This window comes from Thalassospira indica (genome assembly GCF_003403095.1).
In the GTDB taxonomy this organism is placed as follows: Bacteria; Pseudomonadota; Alphaproteobacteria; order Rhodospirillales; family Thalassospiraceae; genus Thalassospira; species Thalassospira indica.
This window is the reverse complement of record NZ_CP031555.1, coordinates 1,869,394-1,894,263: the sequence shown is the minus strand read 5'-3', so window position 1 is coordinate 1,894,263 and position 24,870 is coordinate 1,869,394. Positions and strand designations below refer to the sequence as shown.

Genomic DNA, 24,870 nt, shown 5'->3' with positions numbered 1-24,870 from the left:
CTGATTCTTTTTAACTGTCTGACGCGACGAACTTATTCGCCTGCCGGCAGTGAAGCAGTATCGGATTGCGGACCAAAGTTGTCGCCGATTTCCTCTTCTGCTTCGATCTGTACATTCTTGTCGCGTTCGGCAGCCAGTGCACGGAAGCGGTTCATCACCGCACCGGTACCAGCCGGGATCAGACGCCCCACGATGACGTTCTCTTTCAGACCGATAAGAGTATCGGTTTTGCCCGAGACAGCAGCCTCGGTAAGAACGCGCGTGGTTTCCTGGAACGACGCGGCCGAAATGAAGGAGTGCGTCTGGAGCGAGGCTTTGGTGATCCCCTGGAGGACCGGTGCGCCTTCGGCCAGTTCGCCGCCTTCTTTAAGAGCACGTTCGTTTTCAGCATCAAAATCAACGCGGTCAATGATTTCGCCAACCAGAAGCGTGGTGTCACCCGGTTTGGTGATTTCCACTTTCTGCAGCATCTGACGTACGATGACTTCGATGTGCTTGTCGTTAATCTTCACGCCCTGCAGACGGTAGACTTCCTGGATCTCGTTGACCAGGTAATCTGCCAGTGCCGGAACGCCCATAACACGCAGAATGTCGTGCGGAACCGGTGAACCATCAAGAAGCTGATCGCCCTGTTCGACGAAGTCGCCTTCCTGAACGGCAAGGTGCTTGCCTTTCGGGATCAGGTATTCGACCGGTTCGGTCAGACCCGAGTCTTCGAGCGGATGAACCACGACGCGACGCTTGTTCTTGTAGTCCTTGCCGAATTCGACGCGACCCGGGATATCCGAGATAATCGCGTGTTCTTTCGGTTTACGGGCTTCGAACAGCTCGGCAACGCGCGGCAGACCACCGGTAATGTCACGGGTTTTCGAACCTTCACGCGGGATACGCGCAAGCACATCACCAGCAGCGACCTTCTGACCGTTCTCGACCGAGAGAATAGCATCAACCGAGAGGAAGTAACGGGCTTCAAGACCGTTATCCAGGTTGATGACCTCGCCGTTTTCGTTACGCAGGGTAACGCGCGGCTTAAGGTCGGATGCCTTCGGCATGCTCTTCCAGTCGATAACCGTCTTCGAGGCGATACCGGTCGCTTCGTCATAGACTTCGCGAATGGTTACGTTCTCGAGAAGGTCGACATAGTTCACGTAACCTTCTTTCTCGGTGATGATCGGCAGGGTGTACGGATCCCATTCAGCCAGTTTCTGGCCACGGGTAACCTGCGCGCCTTCATCGGTCAGAAGTTTCGCACCATACGGAACACGATATTTCGCACGTTCACGACCGGTCTTGTCGATCAACAGGATCTCGAGGTTACGCGCCATGACGATGTTCACGCCCGACGAGTTCTCAACAACCGCGCGGTTTTTCAGTTTCACGGTGGCATCGAAGTTTGCTTCGACACCGGAAACTTCTGCACCACGCTGCGCGGCACCACCAATGTGGAACGTACGCATGGTCAGCTGGGTACCCGGTTCACCGATCGACTGTGCGGCGATAACACCGACAGCTTCACCGATGTTGACCGTGGTACCGCGGGCCAGGTCACGACCATAGCAATGGCCGCAAACACCGGTTTCGGCGTCACAGGTCAGAACCGAACGGATACGCGCCATTTCGACGCCAGCCTTTTCGATCAGATCAAGGTGATCTTCTTCGACCATTTCGTTCTTCGGTACGATGATTTCACCGGTCGACGGATTGACAATCTCGTCAGCGGTGAAACGACCGAGGATACGATCGGAAAGGGTTTCGATAACCTCACCGGAGTCGACGACGGCTGCGATGTCGAGGCCACGATCGGTACCGCAATCATGCTGAGTGATGATGCAGTCCTGAGCCACGTCAACGAGACGACGGGTCAGGTAACCCGAGTTCGCCGTTTTCAGTGCGGTATCAGCCAGACCTTTACGAGCACCGTGAGTGGAGTTGAAGTACTCCTGCACGGTCAGGCCTTCTTTAAAGTTCGAAATAATCGGCGTCTCGATGATCGAGCCATCCGGTTTCGCCATCAGGCCACGCATAGCAGCCAGCTGACGCATCTGGGCGGCAGAACCACGGGCACCGGAGTGCGCCATCATGTAAACCGAGTTCACATTGTCACCTTCAGCCGTTGCCGAGATGACTTTCATCATCGCTTCGGAAACGTCGTCGGTGCACTGTGCCCAGGCGTCAACAACCTTGTTGTATTTCTCACCACGGGTGATGAGACCATCCTGGTACTGCTGCTCGTATTCCTTGACCTTTTCATGGGTCTCGCCAACCAGCTTTTCCTTGGCGTCCGGAATGATCATGTCATCCTTACCAAACGAAATACCGGCTTTACATGCCCAGTTGAAACCAAGGCCCATCATGCGGTCAGCAAAGATAACGGTCTCTTTCTGGCCACAGTGACGATAGACGACGTCGATAACGTTCGAGACGTCTTTCTTGGTCAGCAGCTTGTTGATGGTCGAGAACGGAATGCGCGGATGACGCGGCAGAAGTTCCGACAGCAACATGCGGCCCGGGGTGGTGGCAACACGAACGGTGATCGGTTCGTTGTTTTCATCAACCGTGTGGTAACGGGCATTGACCTTGGAATGCAGGTTTACAACACCTTCATCCAGAGCCTGCTCGATCTCGGCGATGTTGACAAACGACATGCCCTCGCCCGGCTGACCATCACGCTCCATGGAGATGTAGTACAGACCGAGGACGATGTCCTGCGACGGCACGATGATCGGTTTACCCGATGCCGGCGACAGGATGTTGTTGGTCGACATCATCAGGGTACGTGCTTCAAGCTGGGCTTCAAGCGACAGCGGTACGTGAACAGCCATCTGGTCACCGTCGAAGTCCGCGTTAAACGCAGTACAAACGAGCGGGTGCAGCTGGATGGCCTTACCTTCGATCAGGGTAGGCTCGAACGCCTGAATACCAAGACGGTGAAGCGTCGGTGCGCGGTTAAGCATGACCGGATGTTCACGGATAACCTGTTCAAGGATATCCCAAACTTCGGCACGCTCTTTTTCCACCATGCGCTTTGCAGCCTTGATGGTGGTCGCCATCCCGTACAGTTCCAGCTTCGCGTAAACGAACGGCTTGAACAGTTCGAGCGCCATTTTCTTCGGCAGACCGCACTGGTGCAGTTTCAGGTTCGGACCCACGGTAATAACCGAACGACCGGAATAGTCGACGCGTTTACCCAGAAGGTTCTGACGGAAACGACCCTGCTTACCTTTAAGCATGTCCGACATCGATTTGAGCGGACGCTTGTTGGCACCGGTGATCGGACGACCGCGACGGCCGTTATCAAACAGCGCGTCAACCGATTCCTGAAGCATACGTTTTTCGTTACGCACGATGATATCAGGCGCACGAAGCTCGATCAGGCGCTTCAGACGGTTGTTACGGTTGATCACACGACGGTAAAGATCGTTCAGATCCGAGGTCGCGAAACGGCCACCATCCAGCGGAACCAGCGGGCGCAGTTCCGGCGGAATAACCGGGATCACTTCAAGGATCATCCATTCCGGGCGTGCGCCAGATTCCTGGAAGGCCTCAATCAGCTTGAGACGCTTGACCAGCTTCTTGCGCTTGGCTTCGGAATTGGTTTCCTTGAGGTCGATTTTCGCGGTTTCGCGTTCTTCATCAAGGTCGATCGCCGCAAGCATATCGCGGATGGCCTCTGCACCGATACCGGCGCGGAAGCTGTCTTCGCCATATTCTTCCTGGGCGGTCATATACTGGTCTTCGGACAGAAGCTCACCCATTTTAAGCGGGGTAAGGCCCGGTTCGATAACCACATAGTTTTCGAAGTACAGAATGCGCTCAAGATCCTTGAGCGTCATATCCAGCAGCAGACCCAGACGGCTCGGCAGCGACTTCATGAACCAGATGTGGGCAACAGGTGCCGCCAGTTCGATATGGCCCATACGTTCACGACGTACTTTGGCCAGAGTCACTTCGACGCCGCATTTCTCACAGATAATGCCGCGATACTTCATACGCTTGTACTTGCCGCACAAGCATTCGTAGTCCTTCACCGGACCAAAAATGCGCGCACAGAACAGGCCGTCGCGCTCCGGTTTGAAGGTCCGGTAGTTGATGGTTTCCGGTTTCTTGATCTCGCCGAAAGACCAGGAGCGGATACGCTCCGGGCTGGCAATCTGAATCCGGATCTGATCGAAGCTCTGGGTGCCCTGCGGCTGCCCGAAGATCTTCATCAACTCGTTCATAAAGGCTCTCCCGCTATGCCCGGTCTCGCCGGGTTTCGCCAATTTCAGGCCGAAAGATGCGATTTGGCGACCGGGATGCCCGGATGGGCACCCCTGTCAGCCAAACACTTAGAAATCGTTCTGCTCAAGCTCGACATTGAGGCCAAGCGAACGGAGTTCTTTAACGAGAACGTTAAAGGATTCCGGAATGCCGGCTTCGAAGGTGTCTTCGCCGCGAACAATGGCTTCGTAGACCTTGGTACGGCCCGAAACGTCATCCGACTTGACCGTAAGCATTTCCTGGAGGGTGTATGCAGCACCGTAAGCTTCGAGTGCCCACACTTCCATCTCCCCGAAACGCTGGCCACCGAACTGCGCCTTACCACCCAGCGGCTGCTGGGTAACAAGAGAGTACGGACCAATCGAACGTGCGTGGATCTTGTCATCGACCAAGTGGTGCAGTTTGAGCATGTAGATATAGCCCACTGTCACCTTGCGATGGAATTTCTCACCGGTACGACCGTCATAGAGGTCGACCTGGCCAGAACCATCAAGGCCTGCTTTTTCAAGCATACGAACAACATCCGGCTCACGGGCACCGTCGAAGACCGGGGTGGCCATCGGGACGCCGCGACGCAGGTTGTTACCAAGTTCAATGACTTCGCCATCAGAAAGCTCTTTGATGCCGGCAATGTATTCTTCGCCTTCGTAGACATCATTAAGCTTGCTGCGCAGGTCATCCATCTCGCCACGACCATCGGCAACAGCATCGACGAGTTCGCCGATCTGTTCACCCAGACCACGAGACGCCCAACCAAGGTGGGTTTCAAGGATCTGGCCGACGTTCATACGCGACGGAACACCCAGCGGGTTCAAAACGATATCGACCGGCGTACCGTCTTCGAGGTGCGGCATGTCTTCAACCGGCATAATGCGCGATACGACACCCTTGTTCCCGTGACGGCCGGCCATTTTATCACCCGGCTGCATTTTACGTTTAACTGCGACGAAGACTTTCACCATCTTCATCACGCCCGGCGGCAATTCGTCACCGGCCTGCAGTTTGTCGACCTTGTCATCGAAGCGGGCCTGAAGAACAGCAATCGATTCCTCGAACTGTTTTTTCAGAGCTTCGATGTCAGACATGACATTGTCATCTGCAACAGCGATCTGGCGCCAAAGACCACGGGCTACACCCGACAGGCTTTCTTCGGTCAACTCGCCGGTCAGGCCCTTCGGACCATCAACCAGTTTCTGACCAACCAGAAGGTTCTGCAAACGACCATAGAAGTTACGCTCGAGGATCGCGCGTTCGTCATCGCGGTCCTGTGCGAGACGTTCGATTTCTGCGCGTTCGATTGCCAGAGCACGTTCGTCCTTGTCAACGCCACGACGCGAGAACACGCGGACTTCAACAATGGTACCGAACTGTCCCGGCGGGACACGAAGCGAGGTATCGCGAACGTCAGATGCTTTTTCACCGAAGATGGCGCGCAGAAGTTTTTCTTCCGGCGTCATCGGGCTTTCGCCCTTCGGCGTTACCTTACCGACAAGGATATCGCCCGGTTTGATTTCCGCACCGATGTAGACAATGCCCGCCTCGTCGAGGTTTTTGAGCGCTTCTTCACCGACGTTCGGAATATCACGGGTGATTTCTTCCTGACCGAGCTTGGTATCGCGGGCCATGACTTCGAATTCCTCGATGTGGATCGAGGTATAGACGTCATCGCGGGCAATACGTTCGGACAGAAGGATGGAGTCCTCGAAGTTGTAACCGTTCCACGGCATGAACGCGACGAGCACGTTACGGCCGAGAGCCAGTTCACCCATATCGGTACACGGACCATCCGAAATGATGTCACCCTTCTGGACAACATCGCCAACTTTCACCAGCGGACGCTGGTTGATGCAGCTACCCTGGTTGGAACGCTGATATTTCAGCAGGGTGTAAATATCGACACCCGATTCCGAAGCAGCAATGTCACCAGTTGCGCGAATGACCATACGGGTCGCGTCAACGGATTCAACAACACCATCACGGCGTGCGATCAGGGTTGCACCCGAATCACGTGCCACCGGAACTTCCATACCGGTCCCGACATACGGAGCCTCGGAGCGGATCAACGGAACCGCCTGACGCTGCATGTTCGAGCCCATCAGTGCGCGGTTCGCGTCATCGTTCTCAAGGAACGGAATGAGCGCGGATGCGACCGATACCAGCTGCTTCGGCGAGACGTCCATCAGGTCGATCTCTTCGGAGCGGGCCATGTAGTGGTCACCGGCCTTACGGGTGTTGATCAGTTCGTTGGTAAAGCTGAAGTCAGCGTTAAGCGGTTCGTTTGCCTGTGCGATGACATAACGGCCTTCCTCGATCGCCGAGAGGTAAAGAACCTCTGCGGTGACGTTACCGTCGACAACCTTACGATACGGACTTTCGATGAAGCCGTACTGGTTGACGCGGGCAAAGGTCGCCAGCGAGTTGATCAGACCAATGTTCGGACCTTCCGGCGTTTCAACCGGGCAGATACGACCATAGTGGGTCGGATGAACGTCACGCACTTCAAAGCCTGCACGCTCACGGGTCAAACCACCCGGGCCAAGCGCCGAAAGACGACGTTTGTGGGTAATTTCCGAAAGCGGGTTGGTCTGGTCCATGAACTGCGACAGCTGCGAGGAGCCGAAGAATTCACGAACAGCAGCCGCAACCGGCTTGGCATTGATCAGGTCATGCGGCATGACGTTGTCGATCTCGACCGAGCTCATACGCTCGCGGATCGCACGTTCCATACGCAGCAAACCAACGCGGAACTGGTTTTCCATCAGCTCGCCAACCGAACGCAGACGACGGTTACCGAGGTGGTCAATATCGTCAATCTCGCCACGACCATCTTTCAGGTCGATCAGAACACGGACGACTTCCAGAATGTCTTCGCGACGCAGGATACGAACGGTGTCTGCACATTCGAGGTTCAGACGTGCATTCATTTTCACGCGGCCAACCGCGGAAAGGTCATAACGCTCTGAATCGAAGAACAGGCCCTTGAACATGGCTTCCGCACCCTCGAGGGTCGGCGGCTCACCCGGGCGCATCACGCGATAGATGTCCACAAGGGCTTCTTCACGGTTGCTGTTCTTGTCCAGCGCCATGGTGTTGCGCAGATACGGACCAACCTGGTTGTGGTCGATCATCAGCAGACGAACGGAATCAACACCCCATTCTTTCAGCTGCTCGAACACTTCCTCAGTCAGTTCGTGGCCGGCTTCTGCCAGGATCTCGCCGGTTTCACCATCGATGAGGTCATCAGCCATGAACCAGCCGTTAAGCTGCTCTTCGGGCACGAGGATCTCGGTGACACCCTGTTCGGCGATTTTGCCAGCAGAACGCTTGGTGATCTTGGAACCAGCCGCAGCAACAACTTCGCCGCTTTTGGCATCGATCAGATCGAAGACAAGCTTCTGGCCAATGTAACGCTCGACGCTGAAATCGGTAACCCAACCATCCTTGGTGCGGCGGTATTCAGCCGACTCATAGTAATAGTTGAGGATTTCTTCCGGGGTCAGACCTTCGATTTCCGACGGATCGACAGAGCGGCCTTCTTCGGCACGCTGTGCACGCAGCTGTTCGGACTCTTCGTTTTCAAGAGCCATCAGCAGCGTGGTCGCCGGCAGTTTGCGGCGACGGTCGATACGGACATAAAGAATGTCTTTGGCATCGAATTCGAAATCGAGCCAGGAACCACGATACGGAATGACACGTGCGGCAAACAGATATTTGCCGGAGCTGTGGCTCTTGCCCTTGTCATGGTCGAAGAAGACGCCCGGCGAACGGTGCATCTGGGAAACAATCACACGCTCGGTGCCGTTCACGATAAAGGTACCGTGTTCGGTCATGAGCGGCATGTCGCCCATGTAAACGTCCTGTTCCTTGATATCGCGGATCGAACGGGCACCCGTGTCCTCGTCGATATCCCAGACAACCAGGCGCAGGGTAACGCGCAGCGGTGCGGCAAAGGTCATACCACGCTGGCGGCACTCTTCGGTATCGTATTTGGGCTGCTCAAGCTCATAGGAAACAAATTCAAGAGTTGCGCGTTCCGAAAAATCTTTAATCGGAAAGACGCTCTTGAATACTTCCTGAAGACCTGCATCGTCTCGCTGCTCCTGCGAGATTCCGGTCTGCAAAAACTTATCGTAGGAATTCTTTTGAACCTCGATGAGATTCGGGAGCGGAGCGACTTCGCTGATCCGTCCAAAGCTTTTGCGGATGCGCTTTCGACCAGTAAAGGACTTATCCATCATCGTTCCTTTAATCGCGCCTCCCCACACCGTCCGAACTCGTTCGTCCCTGCTCTGTCACGTTTGCGATTCGCGCAAAACGCATACAGCACAACGACGCCCGAGCCCCGTACGGGGCGGGCGTTCACTTGATTATGACTGTGGATGTTATTTGACATCCAACTTGATTGAGATCACTGATCCCTCGGCTGTCGACGCCGTCAAAGATAACCTCTGACCTAAACGGCCTTACGTTATGTACGATTACCTTTGGCAGCGTCAACCGTTAAATTCCTGTTCGCGCCTCTGCACGGGCTCGGCACGATTGCCGTAGTGCACAGAGACGGAAGGGCCGGCGCCCGAAGGACGCCGACCCAGACCTTGGCAAGAAGCCGTCGATTATTTGAGTTCGACGGTTGCGCCGGCTTCTTCCAGCTTCTTCTTGATTTCTTCGGCTTCGTCCTTAGCAACGCCTTCTTTGACGGCTTTCGGAGCGCCTTCAACCAGGTCTTTGGCTTCTTTGAGGCCAAGACCGGTGATGCCGCGTACTTCTTTAATGACGTTGATTTTCTTGTCGCCAGCAGAAGCGAGGATAACGTCGAATTCGGTTTTTTCTTCTGCAGCAGCAGCACCGGCAGCAGCGCCACCAGCAGCAGCAACAGCTACCGGAGCAGCGGCGGAAACGCCCCACTCTTCTTCGAGCATTTTGGAAAGTTCTGCAGCTTCAAGAACGGTGAGCTTGGAAAGCTCGTCAACGAGTGCCTTAAGATCGGCCATTTTACTATACTCCTAGGCTTGAACTTAGATATCTGAGATATCTGATTACTTTGGTTTACGCGGCTTCGCCTTTGTCGGCATATGCCTTCAGCACCTGGGCGATCTGGCCCGCCGGCTTGGAGGTCAGCGTAGCGATACGCTGTGCCGGGGTCTGGATCATACCAACCAGTTTCGCACGAAGTTCGTCCAGCGACGGCAGTTCTGCCAGAGCTTTGATGCCCTGTTCATCGAGAACCTGTTCGCCGATGGCACCAGCAACAAGAACCAGCTTGTCGTTGGATTTCGCGAACTCGGAGGCTACTTTTGCGACCGAAGCCGGATCAGCTGAATAGCCAATCGCGGTCGGACCGGTGAAGTAGTCTGCAAGACCAGCAAATTTGGTGCCTTCCAGAGCAAGTCGCGTAAGCCGGTTTTTGGTGACCTTGAAGCCCGCACCAGAATCACGCATCTGTGCACGAAGAGCGGTGATTTCAGCAACCGTCAGCCCCTTATACTGGGTGATGACGACGCCTTCCGCACCTTCGAACACTTCGCGCATTTCTGCTACGAACTGTTGTTTTTCATCGCGGTTCACTTTTAGTCTCCGACATTGCTTATTGCCCTGAACCTCACAAGGAGGTTCACAGACGCGACCAGTCCTTTCGAACTGGTCTGTGACGCCCGTCCGTTTGCCAGATGTTCAAGCCTTGTGTGAATCCCCGATGGGGAAAACTAAGAACCGGAACCTCTGCCTATGCAGGGAATTAAGAGTGGCAAATCCCACTCACCTGCAGTCTGGGACAGACAGGTAGAGAGGGCACTGAGCCCTCTCCGGTCCTGACCGATCCGAAGACCGGTCAGAATTCGAATTTTCTTACTTCGACGCGATGTCAGCAATCGACAGTTTCACGCCAGCACCCATGGTGGAGCTGATCGCAGCGCGCTGCAGGTAAACACCTTTTGCGCCTGTCGGTTTTGCTTTAACGATCGCATCGACGAATGCTTTTGCATTCTCAAGGATCTGTTCTTCGCTGAACGATGCCTTGCCGATACCTGCATGAACGATACCGTTTTTCTCGGCGCGGAACTGGACCTGACCAGCTTTTGCGTCGGAAACAGCGGTCGCAACATCCATGGTCACGGTGCCGAGTTTCGGGTTCGGCATCAGGCCGCGCGGGCCGAGAACCTTACCGAGACGGCCGACAACAGCCATCATGTCCGGGGTTGCAATAACGCGATCATAGTTCAGATCGCCTTTCTGCATTGCTTCCATCAGGTCTTCGGCGCCAACAGCGTCTGCACCAGCTTTCTGGGCTTCTTCTGCTTTGGCTTCTTTTGCGAAGACAGCAACGCGCATGGTTTTACCGGTACCATGCGGCAGGGAAACAACACCACGGACCATCTGGTCAGCGTGACGCGGATCAACACCAAGGTTCATGGCCATTTCGATGGTTTCATCGAATTTGGCTTTTGCACCTTCTTTGACGAGCTTTACAGCAGCTGCAAGTTCGTACTGGGTGTTACGGTCGATGCCCTCATAGGCCTGGGCAAGGCGTTTACCAGTCTTGGCCATCGTCTTACTCCACAACCTCGAGACCCATCGCACGGGCAGAGCCCTCGATCATTGCCATCGCGCCATCAACGTCAAATGCGTTGAGGTCAGCCATTTTGGCTTCTGCGATTTCTTTGACCTGTGCTTTGGTTACTTTACCAACATAACCTTTACCGGTGGTGCCGGAGCCCTTGGCAATGCCTGCTGCCTTTTTCAGGAAGTAGGATGCCGGCGGGGTTTTGGTTACGAAAGAGAAGGAACGGTCGGAATAAACGGTGATGACGACCGGAATCGGCATACCAGGTTCCATCTGCTGGGTCGCTGCGTTGAACGCCTTGCAGAATTCCATGATATTCACGCCGCGCTGACCAAGAGCCGGGCCGACAGGCGGCGACGGGTTGGCTTTGCCGGCGGGAATCTGCAGCTTAAGATAGCCGTCGATTTTCTTCGCCATTAGGGTACCTCTTAAAGAAGCGCGCGGTACGGCCATGGCTGACCTCCCGCGCCTTGATTGCTGCCTGCGTATACAAGCAGCGACTTAAATTTTCAAGATCGTTTTTTTTAAAGCTTCTCGACCTGGGTGTATTCCAGCTCGACCGGAGTTGAACGACCGAAGATCGAAACAGACACCTTCAGGCGTGCACGTTCTTCATCAACCCCTTCGACAATCCCGTTAAACGATGCAAACGGACCGTCGGAAACACGTACTTCCTCGCCGATATCGAATGCGATGGTCGGCTTCGGACGATCAACACCTTCCTGCACCTGATGCAGAATGTGCTGAGCTTCCTTTTCGGAAATCGGCATCGGCTTGCCACGGCTACCGAGGAAATCGGTAACCTTGGCGGTGTTCTTGACCAGATGCCAGCTTTCGTCAGTGAGATCCATCTTCAGCAGGACATAGCCCGGGAAAAACTTCCGCTCGGCATTGACCTTTGCGCCGCGACGTACCTCGACAGTCTCTTCGGTCGGCACCAGAACCTCTTCGATCTCGCCTTCCAGACCTTTCTTGATGGCCTGTTCGCGGATCGACTGGGCGACCTTTTTCTCAAAACCGGAGTGAACGTGCAAAACGTACCAGCGATGCGCCATAATCAACCCCCAACACCAAAGACCAGCTTAACACCCCATGCGAGGAGCTGATCGACAACAAAGAAGAAAACAGACGCAAGAGCAACCATCACGAAAACCATGATGGTCGAAACAGTCGTTTCCTTACGGGACGGCCACGAAACTTTTTTCGCTTCGGAGCGGACCTGCTGTACGAATTGTGCTGGCGACGTTTTAGCCATTGTCGGGGTTACACCGCTTTCTAATGCTTTATTTCACAACCCGGAAAAAGTGGCAGGAGAGGAGGGACTCGAACCCCCGACACTCGGTTTTGGAGACCGATGCTCTACCAACTGAGCTACACTCCTACAAGACATCAGAAAGTTGAAAAGCTTATCTTCTTCCTGACTAAATCCCGCCCGGGTGGCGGGGTGTGCGGGCGGGTTATAGCCGCCCGCACATCCAAGATCAAGCACTCAATCGTGCAAAATCTCAAAAATTATTCGATGATTTTCGCAACAACACCCGCACCGACGGTACGACCGCCTTCACGGATTGCGAAACGCAGACCTTCGTCCATTGCGATCGGTGCAATGAGAGTTGCGGTCATCTGAACATTGTCGCCCGGCATAACCATTTCCGTACCTGCCGGCAGCTCGATCGAACCGGTAACGTCAGTCGTACGGAAGTAGAACTGCGGACGGTAGTTCGAGAAGAACGGCGTGTGACGGCCACCTTCATCCTTGGTCAGGATGTAGGCTTCTGCTTCGAATTTGGTGTGCGGGGTGATCGAGCCAACGTGTGCCAGAACCTGGCCACGTTCGACGTCTTCACGTTTGGTACCACGCAGCAGCGCGCCAATGTTGTCGCCAGCTTCGCCCTGGTCGAGCAGCTTGCGGAACATTTCAACGCCGGTAACGGTGGTTTTAACGGTGTCTTTAATGCCGACGATTTCGATCTCTTCGCCAACTTTAACAACGCCGGTTTCAACACGACCGGTTACAACCGTACCACGACCCGAGATCGAGAACACGTCTTCGATCGGCATCAGGAACGGCTTGTCTTTCGGACGATCCGGAGCCGGGATGTAGTCGTCAACCGCTTTCATCAGTTCGATGATTGCGTTCTTGCCGATTTCATCATCGCGACCTTCCAGAGCAGCAAGAGCCGAGCCCTTGATGATCGGAATATCGTCGCCCGGGAAGTCGTAGGACGACAGAAGTTCACGGATTTCCATTTCGACGAGCTCGAGAAGCTCTTCGTCGTCGACCTGGTCAACTTTGTTCATGAAGACGACGAGAGCCGGAACACCAACCTGACGTGCGAGCAGGATGTGCTCACGGGTCTGCGGCATCGGGCCATCAGCAGCCGAAACGACGAGGATACCGCCGTCCATCTGTGCCGCACCAGTGATCATGTTTTTAACATAGTCAGCGTGGCCCGGGCAGTCGACGTGTGCGTAGTGACGGTTCTCGGTCTCATACTCAACGTGCGCCGTCGAGATCGTGATACCACGAGCTTTCTCTTCCGGTGCTTTGTCGATCATGTTGTAGTCCTGGAACGAAGCGCCACCGGCTTCTGCCAGAACTTTGGTGATTGCTGCGGTCAGCGTGGTTTTACCGTGGTCAACGTGGCCGACGGTGCCTACGTTAACGTGCGGTTTTGTACGCTCAAACTTTTCCTTGGCCATTGCCCTCAGATCCTATTATCCGAACCAAAAAAACACGTAGTAACCCACCGCACGAGCCGACGGGTTGCATCATAAGAATAATGGAGCGGGTGAAGGGAATCGAACCCTCGTCGTAAGCTTGGAAGGCTTCTGCTCTACCATTGAGCTACACCCGCATATTTATGCTGCGAGCTCTCGCGAGGGCGAGAGAGTGGTGGAGGGGGCAGGATTCGAACCTGCGTAGACTAAGTCGGCGGATTTACAGTCCGCTGCATTTGACCGCTCTGCCACCCCTCCATCAGGGTCGTAACGCCACCCGGGTTTGACCCCGGCCTCGTTGCGGCGAGGGAGGGAATACGGCGAAGGCACCTACCCTGTCAACAGCAAAAAAAGCACGAAATCGTATTTCCTTTCCTATATGTTCGCCAAGTTTCGCCGATCAAACGAAGCAAACTGCATTCAGTCCCCTACGGCCCGGAGGTTTCCGCCATATGTCGCGTCGCAATAAATCCCGTTCAGGAAATCGTCATCAAGGTGACGGGGCACCCGATGCCCTCCCGCAAGGCGATGAAAACCGTGAAGGCAATTCGCGCCGCGGACGAAAACGCGGTCGTGACGGTGGCGGATCGGGTGGCAATTCGCGCCTGATTCTATTTGGGCGTCACCCGGTAATGATGGCAATTGCCAATCCGCAGCGCACGATTCACAAAATCTGGGCCACCGAAAACACCCGTGATGAAGTCATGGCCGCGCTTGCCGACGCCGAGCGCGATGACATCGCAGTAGATTCGGCCGGACGCACCGACCTTGATGAAATGCTGCCGCCGGGCACCGTGCATCAGGGCATGGCCATGCATTGCGCCCCCCTGCCCCAGCTTTCTGTCGAAGAACTGATTGCCGATCACCGCGATTCTGAACAATGCACGGTTCTGATCCTTGATCAGGTGACCGACCCGCATAACGTTGGCGCGATTCTGCGCAGTGCGGCGGCCTTTGGCGCATCTGCGGTTATCGTACCCGACCGTCATGCGCCGCCCGAAACCGGCGTGCTTGCCAAATCGGCCAGCGGCGCGCTTGAAACCGTTCCCTATATCCATGCCGGCAACCTGAACCAGACGCTTGATAAGCTTAAGGGTGCGCATTTCTGGCTGGCAGGTATGGATGGCTATGCCGAACAGACATTAGCAGAAGCCAAACTGCATGGCCGTGTCGGGATTGTAATGGGATCCGAGGGTGAAGGGCTTCGTCGTCTTACGCGCGAAAGCTGCGACTTTCTGGTCAAGCTTCCGATGTCGGATCGCATCGAAAGCCTTAATGTTTCAAACGCAGCCGCCGTCGCGCTTTACGAACTGTATCGCAAGTAGGTCACAGCCCACGAACACGCGCGTTTGAGGCGTTTTCACGGGATGTAAATTTCCGTGCTTCAAACTCTTGCAATCATCAGCGGCCCGGATTATGTTCGCGCCGCTCACGCCGGCATAGCTATAATTGGTAGAGCAGCTGATTTGTAATCAGAAGGTTGGGAGTTCGAGTCTCTCTGCCGGCACCACTTAAAAGAAACCCCCGCAAGCCATCGGCTGCGGGGGTTTCTTTTGGTTATATGGGATATCGCCGATCTTTTAGTGATCGGCGATATCGTAATTTGAAGCCATCCCGCGTATTTTGCGGTACGAGTTATTGTTAACGACCTGCTGCTTTCAGGATCAAATTGGCAATCTCCATTGGATGGGAGACCATCGGAAGATGTCCTGCATCCAGCGTGACGGTCTGAGCCCCCATCCGTTTAGCAAGAAAGCGCTCGAATTCAGGCGAGATCGTCATGTCGTTTGCCGCCACGGCATAAAAACTCGGCTTATTCTTCCAGGCAGTGTGCACTGTTTTTTCCGAAAATAAAGAAGCTGCAGTTGGCTGTTGTACCGCGTAGTAAACTTTAGCTTCGTTTTCAGGAATACCATTGGCGAAGTATTTCAGAAATGCGTCTTCGGAAACCGTCGTGAAGCCATCCACCTTTTTAACACCGGCTCGAACCGGGGTATCGGGAAATGTCTTCTGAAGAGCAACAAAGTCCTCACCAGCCTGTGGAGCGCGCGCTGCAACGTAAACAAGTGCAGATACATTTTTCGCATCGCCGACGTCACTGATCGCAGTCCCACTCCAAGAATGCCCTGCAAGAACAGTGGGACCATCCTGCTGTGCAAGCGCCCGGCGGACATCCTCGTTCGAATCTTCAAGTGACGTCAACCGGTTCTGGACCGCCGTAACTTTCAGTCCTGCTTTTTGAAGAATTGGAATCACCTTAGACCAGCTAGAACCGTCTGCCCACGCACCATGGACAAGAACAACGTTTTCTGCCTTCACGGGAGCCGGGATCAATGTATCAGTCGCGTCTTGCGCGAACGCATTGCCCATACCCAGAACACCGGCAATAGCAGCCGCAGCGATTTTAATCATCATGGATTTCATATTCACACCTTTATGATTGTTGAAGCGTCTCAAATGCGCTTCCTATAAGTTTTCGGGTGTGCAGCACTTAATGAAACATTGGCACTGTTCACATGCGATCACGAAACTGCGATGTTATGGTCCTGACTTCCTTTGCATTGGGTAGTATTCGTTGAATCAAAGTAAAACCGGTTGGGAAGAAGCAATGCTTGCCGAGCGTCGGGGCGATACCGGTGCGTACAGCAACTTGCTCGACGAAATTGCCCGCAGCCTTCGCCGCACAATTCCCGGAAAGCTGATACGCATGGGGATTGATCCGCAAGAAACCGAGGACATCATTCAGGAAATTCTGATTGGCCTCCATAACAAGCGCCATACATGGGATTCCAATCGTCCGTTTAAGCCTTGGCTTGCAGGAATCGTTCGCTACAAACTGACCGATGCTGTGCGACGTTTATTTCAGGAAAAGGCGAAACATGCGGATATCGAAATTGAAGAGCTGACCGAAATGATCGGGACGACACCTGATCCTTCGAAGGCGATTGATGCGGAGCGTAACCTTGCAAAATTGCCCCCCCAACAGCACGAAGTTGTCAAAGCACTCGTACTTGAGGGTCAAAGTGTTCGAGCAACGGCTGAAAAACTTGATCGTAGCGAAGCCGCAGTCCGCGTAACTTTCAGCCGTGCTTTAAGTCGGCTTTTTACGATCTCGCGTTCAGACTAGTGCAAACAGGGATACTTCATGAAAACGGCTAAAACAGATTTGCTGATTAACTCCCTTGCGAAACAGGCAGGTCAGTCGGCTCATCTCTCGCCCAGTCGGCTTGGACTTTTGCTCGTGCTTGGTTCGGTTATGAGTGTAGGAATTCTTTTTACCGCAATCCTGTTACTGCTCGGTGCGCGAAACGATTTAACCACCGCACTTCACGAACCAGCCACATATTTCAAGCTTGCAGCCATGCTCAGCTTAGCTGTCGTAACTCTTTACATGACGTATCGCGCAATTTCACCTGATCGCCAAAATGCATCAAGGATACTATTTTCCCCCACTCTAGCGATCATTCTTCTATGGGCCGCAACAGATCAATCCAATGCATCGTGGTTGGGAGCTTCTGAATATGCTGTCATATCCTGTGTGCTGACCATCATCATCGCTTCACTTCTACCGCTTTTGATTATTTTCGGTTTGCTGCGGCTTGGGGCCCCGGTTGCTCCGACGCGCGTGGGAGCAATTGTCGGCATGCTGGCGGGCGCTCTTGCAGCTACGGCTTATACGATTACTTGTCGAAACGACTCAGGCCTCTTTTTGCTGATTTGGTATCCTTTTGCTGTCGCCATCGTGGCGGCATTCGGCGCTGCCGTCGGCCGACGCTTCCTCGCGTGGTAAAAAATGTAAAACCGACAATCGCTTTATTTACACCTCCAACAGAGGAATAGCTGCGGGGTTTTCTTTTGGTGTCAGCTCGGATGGTTATTCGGGAAGACCATCAAGCTTTGCGATTTCATCAAGCCCGTCATCCCACGCTGCCTTGCTGCCCAGCATGATATGGGCGTTTGGGCGTATTGATACCGGGCTGTCGAGACTGCCAGCAGGCACAACCACGAGCTTTCCTGCCATCTGCGTATAGGGAAGCGCTGAGCCGCATGTTTGGCAGAATGCCTTTTCATGACGCGTACCGGGAACGGTAAAGGACTTTATCTGCTCCTGTCCGGCAAGCCAGCTAAGCGTTGACTTGCCTGAAAACAGATTGGCCGCATGGGCCGAGCCGGTGTCCTTTTGGCAATATTTGCAGTGGCACAGGAAGAACGCATCAAAGTCACCCGTGATTTCGTAGCGCACAGCCCCGCACAGACAACCGCCGTGATGTTTATCAGCCATGACCATTCCCCTGCCCTAGCCGTCGCGTCTGGACGACGCATAGCGTTCCGAAACGTCGTAATAGTCATCAAAGCCGATGCGTTGGCGCAGGTCCGCCCAGCTCATCAGTTTGTCATCCCGCGGCTGGCCGACCTTCATGGTTTGCAGGCATTCGACCATCGCCTTCATGGCGGCTGCCATCAGCGATAGCGGATAGGCTGCGATCTGATAGCCGATCTGTTTGAGTTCTTCGGGCGACAGATCCGGGGTTTCGCCGCCTTCCACGATATTGGCCATCTTGGGACCGGGAAGTTCGGCACAAAGGGTGCGCATTTCATCGACCGATTTCGGGGCCTCGACAAACAGGATGTCGGCACCGAGTTCCTTGAACTTCGCGGCACGGTCAATCGCCTCGGTCAGGCCATGCTGATGACGTGCATCGGTGCGGGCCAGGATCAGGATATCTGCCCCGGCTTCGCGGGCATCGACGGCGGCCTTGATGCGGTCAAACGCCTCATCCCGGCCAACGACTTCCTTGCCCTTGGTATGACCGCAACGTTTGGGCGCCAGTTGATCTTCGATCATGACCGCCGCACAGCCCGCCTTGGCAAAGCCTGTGACGGTTCGCCTGACATTCATCGCATTGCCATAGCCGGTATCGCCATCGCCGATCACGGGGATCGATACTGCATCGGTGATGTTGCGGGCCTGATCAAGGACCTCGCCATAGGACATCAGGCCGAGATCAGGTTCGCCAATCCGTGCGGCAGAGGTCGCAAAGCCCGACATAAAGGTCAGACCAAATCCTTCCTGTTCGATCAGTTTGGCGGAAAGTGCATCAAAGCAGCAGGGCATCGTGATCAGATCACCGGTGGCAAGCAGTGCGCGTAGGGTATCGGCAGGTGATTTTACTTTGGTCATCGGTCTTTACAGCTTGAAGGGAATATAAAGGGCGAGATCGTGCCACACATACAAAAGGGCGGCACAAGCAAACATCAGCAGCAGGAACGGTGCAACACCCCGGGCAACCTCGCCCAGTCTGGCCTTTGCCACCGACTGGATCACATAAAGGTTAAGCCCGACGGGTGGTGTAATCAGGGCGCATTCGACCATGATCACCATGTAAACACCAAACCAGATCGGATCGAATCCAAGGGCAAGGGCGGCTGGCAACAGCACTGGTGTCATGATCAGCACCATCGAAAGCGCTTCAAACACCAAGCCCATCACCAGCAGAACCGCTGTGACAATCAGGATGAAGCCAAGTTCGGTATCAACCCCTTGGGTGATCATTACCGAGATGTCCTGCGGGATGCGATAGAGCGTGATCGCCTTGCCAAAGACCTTGGCCCCGGCAATGATCAGAATGATCGCAACCGTGGTTGCCATGGAATCAAACACCGCCTTTTTCAGCGCATCCCAGGTCAAAACCCGCATGATCGGGCCGGTGATGATCAGGGCGGCGGCAAAGCCGATGGCCGCAGCCTCGGTCGGGGTGAAGGCCCCTGAATAAATGCCCGATATGATCAGCACGGCCAGAACAACCGATGGCAGTGCGCGGATGGTAGCGCGTTTGCGTTCGGCCCAGTCTTTTTTCGGTTCAAGTTCCTGCCCGCCCATACGGGCATAAATCATCGAAAATATGATAAAGAACACCAGAAGCGCTATGCCCGGTCCGATCCCGGCCAAAAACAGCGAGATCACCGATTCTTCGGTAACAAATCCATAAATGATCATCGGGATCGATGGCGGGATCAGAATGCCAAGGGTACCGCCCGCGGCCAGCAATCCATAAACAAACCGCTTGTTGTAGCCACGATTGATCATTTCCGGGATGGCAACCGTGCCGATGGTCGCCGCCGTCGCAACCGAGGACCCGGAAATCGCGGCAAACACGCCACAAGACAGAATGGTCGCCACCGCAAGACCGCCCGGCCAATGGCCGACCCAGGCACTGACAGCGGCAAACAGGTCATTGCCGACACCGGCACGCAGCAGGATGTTTGACATCAAAAGGAACAGCGGCACGGCCAGCAGGATAAAGCCATCAAGCGTAGACAGAACCGCCTGTGGTGCCATCAAGGGCGAAAAGCCGCCAAGGATCAGCATGGCAAGGCCAAGCCCGCCGAGTGCGAAGGCAACCGGGACACGCATCAAAAGCAATGCGAACATCGCAGCAAGGGTCAGGACGATGGTCATTCGTGCGCCCCTTTCGGAATATCCTTGCCGCGTGCAAGCCCGATAATCTCGATCACCGCCTGAATGGCAAGCAGCGCAAAGCCGATGGCGACCGGCAGTTCGGCAACCCATGCCGGAAGATCAAGCATCGTGCCGCTGGTGCGGCCGCGCTCAAAGCTTTCATAAAAGATTTCCCAGCCCTTGATCGTCACCATCACCGAAAAGGCCAGAATGCAGGCCATGGCGATAATTTCGACAAGGCGGTGGACCTTGGGCGCGAGAAGACGGGTGATGGCATCCACCGAAATATGGCGGCGTGCGGCCAGTGCCCAGGGCATCCCCAAAAGCGATCCCCAGATCAGACACAGTTGGGAAAGCTCGGCCGCCCAGATGGTCGGGTGCACGAAGAAATACCGTGCCAGCACTTCGTAGGTCAGCATGCAGCCGGCAAGCACAAACAGGATGGCCGCGACCCACGCAATAATAAGCGTCAATCGATCAAACATGATTTAAACAGTGCATGTTGGAAAACGGGGCGTCATCACCACACATTATGGGCATTGGCCCGAATATGCGCGGTGATGACAACAAATCAAAATACGCCCCGGTCGGCGTCCAAGCACAATCATGCAGCGCATGGCACATGGCACCCGACCGGTGACGTTAAATCCTTAGAACTTCTGGGCGGCCTCGAAGACCTGTTTGCCAAGATCACCGGTATTGGCAAGGAATGCCTCGTAAACCGGTTTGGCAGCTTCGCGCCATGCAGCCATTTCGTCGGCCGTCGGGGTGTAAATGGTCATGCCGTTGGCTTTGGCTTCGGCAAAGGCCTCTGCCTCGATCGTCGACATGCGATCACGCACATCGTTCTCGGCATTGATGGCCGCGGTTGAAATGATGTCACGCTGCGCATCGGTCAAACCGTTCCAGAAGTCGGTATTCACAACGACGATGAATTCGATATCGGCATCGTTGGTGGTGGTGACGGTGTCCATGACTTCCCAAAGTTGACGGGATTTCACACCCGACATGCCGGTCATGCCGACATCAACCGTGCCACGCTGATAGGCGATATACTGCTCGGAGCCTGAAATCAGGGTCGGTGCCCCACCAGCAGCGGAGATGAAATCACCCTGGGTTTTCGAGAACACGCGGACTTTCTGGCCTTTCAGACCGTCCGGGCCTTTGATCGGGCCACCGTTCGACAGCATGATCGACCCGCCGTAAGCCTGCCACCACAGAACCGTCGAACCGGTTTCAGCAATGGCTTTATCCAGCGGCGCACGTACCGGGGAATCCGGCGAAACGGCCTTACGGACCTTTTCTTCGGTATCGAGCAGGAACGGCTGATAGAAGATATCAACCGCCGGGACATCACCGACGTAACGGGTCAATGACGCGACACCCATTTCAATCGCGCCAGATCCCACCGCCGCAGGAACTTCCTTGTCCTTGTAAAGCTGAGCGGAATCGTAGATCTGAACTTCGATATCGCCGTTTGATTCTTCCTCGACCTCGTTCTTGAACATCAGAAGGTTCTGACCGAGGTGGCTTTTCATCGGCAATTGCAGGGATATACGCAGTGTCAGGTCTGCGGCCTGAACCGTGCCGGAAAATCCGACGGCTGCCATCAGTGCGGCAGCAAGGGCAAATTTTTTCATGATGGACGTCCTCCGAGAACTTTTATTCTGTTTCTTTATTCAGGACGGCAAGGATGCGCCCATTTTTCGGCGGTATTCAACATGTTTTGACTACGGCGAAACCCTGACCGGGCTATCACTAGTGCAGCGCACATAAGACCGGAACTCAGCAAGATGAAGACATACAGACGAGAAGCACAGCTTTGATAACGGCACTGCGGTATTGAAATAATTTGCGATGGAAATGTCTATGTTCCCGGCCTGGCATGCCAGAATGATCGTTCTGAATACAAAACCGGGAATCGCAAGCCGTTTCAGAACACTATCTGTTAATGCGCTTATACATCACAGTGGTGCCGCTGAGCTTTTCGGAGTCTGGATCGCGGGCAAAGTCCGGGATGACGCCGGTGGTCTCGAACCCGAGTGAGGTATAGAGGATCTCGGCGCTATCGCCAGTTCGGGTATCAAGGGTCAGCAAGGTTCGCCCAAGTTCACGTGCGCGGTTTTCGGCCGCCTGCATCAACAGCCGGGCAATGCCACGCCGACGACAGTCTGGGCGCACCATCAGTTTGCTGATATCGCCGCGATGGGCCTGATTGGGCATGGTGTCATAATCAAGCTGGACCGTGCCAACCACGCGATCCTGATCAAGGGCGGCAAACAGGACCCGTTTTCCGCTCTTAAGTGCCGGGATGGTTTTATCGCGCCAGAAGGCTTCGGCCTCGTGCATCGGGAAGGGTTCGATAAAGCCGATGCTGGCCCCATCATGGACGCAGGCGTGCAGCATGTCGGCGAACTGATCAAGGCGCGCTGTGACGCCATCAGCATCAAGAGTGACGATGTCGAGATCGGGGGTGGTGCGCGTCGTCGATGGCATAACGGTTCTTTCGCTTAGTCGATGATAAACAGGTGATATTTCGCACCCTGATCGCGAGACGTTTGAAACACATTGCCACCGCGCAATTGATAGCGCAGGCAATCGCCCGCCATCAGATGATGGGTTTGGCCATCGACTTCCATCGAAAGCGCGCCAGACAGCATCACCAGATGATGTTCAAGCCCGTCACGCGGGGAGCCGTCATATTCAATGCGCTGGCTGGGGCCGATTTCGACTTCGATCACCTCGCCCGATAACTGTTTGGATGTCGGGGAAACCAGCCGTCTTTGATAGCCAGTATCGGGATCGGTCCAGACTTCCTGATCGGCACGGACGACCAGTGGAACAAAATCGTCTTCGACCATCTGCATCAGGCGCGACAGGGTGACGCCAAAAGCAACGCACAGCTTTCCCAGCACATTGGCGGTCGGGCTGACCTCGCCCTTTTCGATCCGCGACAAGCTAGCGCGACTGACCGCACTTTTTTGCGCAAGTTCATCAAGCGACCAGCCCCGTTCGGCGCGCAAGGCGGCCAACCGTTGGGCCAGTCTTGTTTCAATCTCATCCATGGCAACGTCCTTTAATCTCTTATTTGGGATATTTTTCCATTTATGAGAAATCGTCAAGATGAAAAAACCGACCCCGCTTTCTTTGCAGGGCCGGTTCGTCATGAGTTCGAAGCATTACAACGGATCAGGCAATGCCTGTCGGGATGCGCGCAATCACCTTGATCTCGAAATCAAAACCGGCAAGCCAGTTAACCCCGACGGCCGTCCAGTTCGGGTAAGGCGCCTGATCAAAGATCGCGCCCTTCACTTCCATGATGTCTTCAAACTGGTTTTCCGGATCGGTGTGAAAGGTCGTCACGTCAATGATGTCATCAAAGCTGCATCCAGCGGCCGCAAGGATCGCCTTGAGGTTATCGAATGCGCGTTCGACCTGCTGTTTGAATTCAGGTTCCGGGGATCCGTCTTCGCGACTGCCGACCTGGCCAGACACAAATAACAGATCGCCGGACTTGATGGCCGGGGAATAGCCATGCGCGTCATAAAGCGCATGGCGGTTTGGCGGAAAGACGGCTTGGTTTGAGAGGGCCATGAAGACCTCCTTGTTCGAGTAAAATTCGGTATCTGTGGTATTTCGAATTCAGTTCAGATACGCTGCGTATGTGAAGCAGATATATTCACATACGCAGCGTATGTCAATTCGCATACGTCACGTATGTTAAATTGGAGTGCCCGATGACTGCCAAAACGCGCGCTGAAAAAATGGAAGAAACCCGTATCAAATTGATCAAAGCGGGACGCAAGGCCTTTGCCGAAAAGGGATATGCGGAAGCCTCAATGGACGAGCTCACCGCAAGTGCGGGACTTACGCGCGGGGCGCTGTATCACAATTTTGGGGACAAGCGCGGGCTGCTGGCCGCTGTGGTCGATGAAATAGACTCCGCCATGGCACAACAGGCCAAGGATGCGGGGGATGCCGCAGGCGGAGGCTGGAACGGTTTGATGGCCGAGGGCAGGACATATATCGAACTGGCCCTTGATCCCGAAATACAGCGGATCGTTTTGCGCGATGGTCCGGCCTTTCTGGGCGATCCATCACAGTGGCCCAGCCAAAACCGCTGCTTGCAGGCGACAATCGCAACCCTGACGGAACTGGCCGATCAGGGTGCGATCAAACCGGTCGATATTGAAGCCTTGGCAAGGTTGCTAAACGGGGTCGCGTTGAATGCCGCCCTTTGGGTCGCGGCCAGCGATGATCCGAAAGATACCCTTGGCAAGGCAATTGCCGCCTTTGAATGCCTTGCGGCTGGCGTATTGGTAACGCCCAATGCCAACTGATGGTGGCGTGAAGTCGACCACCGCGCGCAGTCGAGTACGCGATCACATTCCGGCCCCTGCCCCGTCAAAGAAGGTCGGGATTATTTGCCATTTTCAAGGTCAAAGCCCGCACGGGTCCAGCTTTGAATGCCGCCTTTAAGGTTACTGACGGAGCAATCGACATGGGGCAGAACAGCATTGGCTGCCCCAAAGGAACGCTGACCGACGGCACAGACAAAAACCAGATCCGTATCGCTTTCATCGGTCAGATCGACCAGGGCCGGGATATCGAAGTTTGAGGTCGGGATATTGATCGCGGTTTCAATATGGCCGGTTGCAAATTCTTCGGCCTCGCGGACATCAATAATGGTGACGGCTTCTTCGCCGATCAGTCGATCAAGTTCGTGTGGTTCGATAAACTGTACGGTTTCGTCGCTCATTATGAAGTCCTTTGGTGGCTTTTGCGGCCCGATCCTGCCCACCTGTGATAGCTGTCGGCTTGCGGATTTTGCAAATGCAAAATATTTTTGTGCAAGGCTGTGGGAATGAAA

At 54.7% G+C, this 24,870-nt stretch carries 23 protein-coding genes and 4 tRNA genes; 5 read left to right on the top strand and 22 right to left on the bottom strand.

From position 1 onward, the window contains the following. Window positions 1–32 precede the first annotated feature (32 nt). The 12 genes from rpoC to DY252_RS08800 form a co-directional block, all read right to left on the bottom strand. Entirely contained in the window at window positions 33–4,220 is a 4,188-nt protein-coding gene (gene rpoC / locus DY252_RS08855; protein ID WP_008892338.1) for a DNA-directed RNA polymerase subunit beta', read from the bottom strand. A gap of 108 nt (window positions 4,221–4,328) precedes the next feature. Then, window positions 4,329–8,495 (bottom strand): DNA-directed RNA polymerase subunit beta, encoded by a 4,167-nt coding sequence (rpoB, locus tag DY252_RS08850; RefSeq protein ID WP_064790827.1) that lies wholly within the window; start codon window positions 8,493–8,495, stop codon window positions 4,329–4,331. Window positions 8,496–8,873: 378 nt separating this feature from the next. Then, complete coding sequence (gene rplL / locus DY252_RS08845; protein ID WP_008892336.1) at window positions 8,874–9,251, bottom strand: 50S ribosomal protein L7/L12; 378 nt, start codon at window positions 9,249–9,251, stop codon at window positions 8,874–8,876. Between the two features lie 55 nt (window positions 9,252–9,306). Then, on the bottom strand, window positions 9,307–9,825 hold the full coding sequence (gene rplJ / locus DY252_RS08840; RefSeq protein WP_008892334.1) for a 50S ribosomal protein L10: 519 nt from the start codon (window positions 9,823–9,825) through the stop codon (window positions 9,307–9,309). A 279-nt stretch (window positions 9,826–10,104) separates the two neighbouring features. After that, window positions 10,105–10,803: a 50S ribosomal protein L1 gene (gene rplA / locus DY252_RS08835; protein WP_063087032.1), complete on the bottom strand. Its 699-nt coding sequence runs from the start codon at window positions 10,801–10,803 to the stop codon at window positions 10,105–10,107. 4 nt (window positions 10,804–10,807) lie between these two features. Beyond that, window positions 10,808–11,236: a 50S ribosomal protein L11 gene (gene rplK / locus DY252_RS08830; protein WP_008892332.1), complete on the bottom strand. Its 429-nt coding sequence runs from the start codon at window positions 11,234–11,236 to the stop codon at window positions 10,808–10,810. A 107-nt stretch (window positions 11,237–11,343) separates the two neighbouring features. Continuing rightward, a complete protein-coding gene (gene nusG, locus DY252_RS08825) occupies window positions 11,344–11,874 on the bottom strand; it encodes a transcription termination/antitermination protein NusG (protein ID WP_008892331.1) in 531 nt (176 codons plus the stop codon). Window positions 11,875–11,876: 2 nt separating this feature from the next. Then, a complete protein-coding gene (gene secE / locus DY252_RS08820) occupies window positions 11,877–12,074 on the bottom strand; it encodes a preprotein translocase subunit SecE (protein WP_040824880.1) in 198 nt (65 codons plus the stop codon). Between the two features lie 50 nt (window positions 12,075–12,124). After that, window positions 12,125–12,200: transfer RNA gene (locus DY252_RS08815), tRNA-Trp, on the bottom strand. Between the two features lie 131 nt (window positions 12,201–12,331). After that, window positions 12,332–13,522 (bottom strand): elongation factor Tu, encoded by a 1,191-nt coding sequence (gene tuf, locus DY252_RS08810; protein ID WP_129542700.1) that lies wholly within the window; start codon window positions 13,520–13,522, stop codon window positions 12,332–12,334. Window positions 13,523–13,603: 81 nt separating this feature from the next. Further along, a tRNA-Gly gene (locus DY252_RS08805) sits at window positions 13,604–13,677 on the bottom strand. Between the two features lie 36 nt (window positions 13,678–13,713). Continuing rightward, window positions 13,714–13,798, bottom strand: a tRNA-Tyr gene (locus DY252_RS08800). Between the two features lie 194 nt (window positions 13,799–13,992). On the opposite strand from DY252_RS08800, the gene rlmB reads away from it, so the two are divergent. Together rlmB and DY252_RS08790 are read left to right on the top strand one after the other, a co-directional pair. Next, a complete protein-coding gene (gene rlmB / locus DY252_RS08795) occupies window positions 13,993–14,865 on the top strand; it encodes a 23S rRNA (guanosine(2251)-2'-O)-methyltransferase RlmB (RefSeq protein WP_008892100.1) in 873 nt (290 codons plus the stop codon). A 108-nt stretch (window positions 14,866–14,973) separates the two neighbouring features. Then, window positions 14,974–15,050 (top strand) — tRNA-Thr (locus DY252_RS08790). Window positions 15,051–15,181: 131 nt separating this feature from the next. Here DY252_RS08790 and DY252_RS08785 read toward each other — a convergent pair. Next, a complete protein-coding gene (locus DY252_RS08785) occupies window positions 15,182–15,997 on the bottom strand; it encodes an alpha/beta fold hydrolase (RefSeq protein ID WP_231959821.1) in 816 nt (271 codons plus the stop codon). 151 nt (window positions 15,998–16,148) lie between these two features. Here DY252_RS08785 and DY252_RS08780 point away from each other — a divergent pair, with 151 nt between their 5' ends. Next, window positions 16,149–16,667 (top strand): sigma-70 family RNA polymerase sigma factor, encoded by a 519-nt coding sequence (locus tag DY252_RS08780; RefSeq protein ID WP_064790547.1) that lies wholly within the window; start codon window positions 16,149–16,151, stop codon window positions 16,665–16,667. Window positions 16,668–16,685: 18 nt separating this feature from the next. After that, entirely contained in the window at window positions 16,686–17,330 is a 645-nt protein-coding gene (locus DY252_RS08775; protein WP_064790546.1) for an NrsF family protein, read from the top strand. Window positions 17,331–17,414: 84 nt separating this feature from the next. Here the strand turns inward: DY252_RS08775 and DY252_RS08770 are convergent, their stop codons facing one another. From DY252_RS08770 to DY252_RS08735, 8 genes are all read right to left on the bottom strand, one after another. Continuing rightward, window positions 17,415–17,822: a GFA family protein gene (locus DY252_RS08770; protein ID WP_064790556.1), complete on the bottom strand. Its 408-nt coding sequence runs from the start codon at window positions 17,820–17,822 to the stop codon at window positions 17,415–17,417. A gap of 15 nt (window positions 17,823–17,837) precedes the next feature. Continuing rightward, window positions 17,838–18,722, bottom strand: coding sequence for an isocitrate lyase/PEP mutase family protein (locus tag DY252_RS08765; protein WP_064790545.1), 885 nt, complete (start codon window positions 18,720–18,722; stop codon window positions 17,838–17,840). A gap of 6 nt (window positions 18,723–18,728) precedes the next feature. Further along, window positions 18,729–20,000 carry a TRAP transporter large permease gene (locus tag DY252_RS08760; protein ID WP_008892103.1) on the bottom strand — a complete coding sequence of 424 codons (1,272 nt, stop codon included), beginning with the start codon at window positions 19,998–20,000 and terminating at the stop codon, window positions 18,729–18,731. Further along, window positions 19,997–20,485 carry a TRAP transporter small permease gene (locus DY252_RS08755; protein ID WP_064790544.1) on the bottom strand — a complete coding sequence of 163 codons (489 nt, stop codon included), beginning with the start codon at window positions 20,483–20,485 and terminating at the stop codon, window positions 19,997–19,999. Before DY252_RS08755 ends, DY252_RS08760 begins: the two co-directional genes overlap by 4 nt. A gap of 165 nt (window positions 20,486–20,650) precedes the next feature. Then, entirely contained in the window at window positions 20,651–21,640 is a 990-nt protein-coding gene (locus DY252_RS08750; RefSeq protein ID WP_064790543.1) for a TRAP transporter substrate-binding protein, read from the bottom strand. Between the two features lie 301 nt (window positions 21,641–21,941). Next, complete coding sequence (locus DY252_RS08745) at window positions 21,942–22,496, bottom strand: GNAT family N-acetyltransferase (protein ID WP_064790542.1); 555 nt, start codon at window positions 22,494–22,496, stop codon at window positions 21,942–21,944. A 14-nt stretch (window positions 22,497–22,510) separates the two neighbouring features. Continuing rightward, entirely contained in the window at window positions 22,511–23,065 is a 555-nt protein-coding gene (locus DY252_RS08740) for a helix-turn-helix domain-containing protein (protein ID WP_064790541.1), read from the bottom strand. Window positions 23,066–23,189: 124 nt separating this feature from the next. Next, complete coding sequence (locus DY252_RS08735) at window positions 23,190–23,594, bottom strand: RidA family protein (RefSeq protein ID WP_064790540.1); 405 nt, start codon at window positions 23,592–23,594, stop codon at window positions 23,190–23,192. 143 nt (window positions 23,595–23,737) lie between these two features. Here DY252_RS08735 and DY252_RS08730 point away from each other — a divergent pair, with 143 nt between their 5' ends. After that, window positions 23,738–24,340, top strand: coding sequence for a TetR/AcrR family transcriptional regulator (locus tag DY252_RS08730; protein ID WP_064790539.1), 603 nt, complete (start codon window positions 23,738–23,740; stop codon window positions 24,338–24,340). Window positions 24,341–24,420: 80 nt separating this feature from the next. Here the strand turns inward: DY252_RS08730 and DY252_RS08725 are convergent, their stop codons facing one another. Continuing rightward, entirely contained in the window at window positions 24,421–24,759 is a 339-nt protein-coding gene (locus DY252_RS08725; RefSeq protein WP_008892110.1) for a rhodanese-like domain-containing protein, read from the bottom strand. Between the last annotated feature and the right edge of the window lie 111 nt (window positions 24,760–24,870).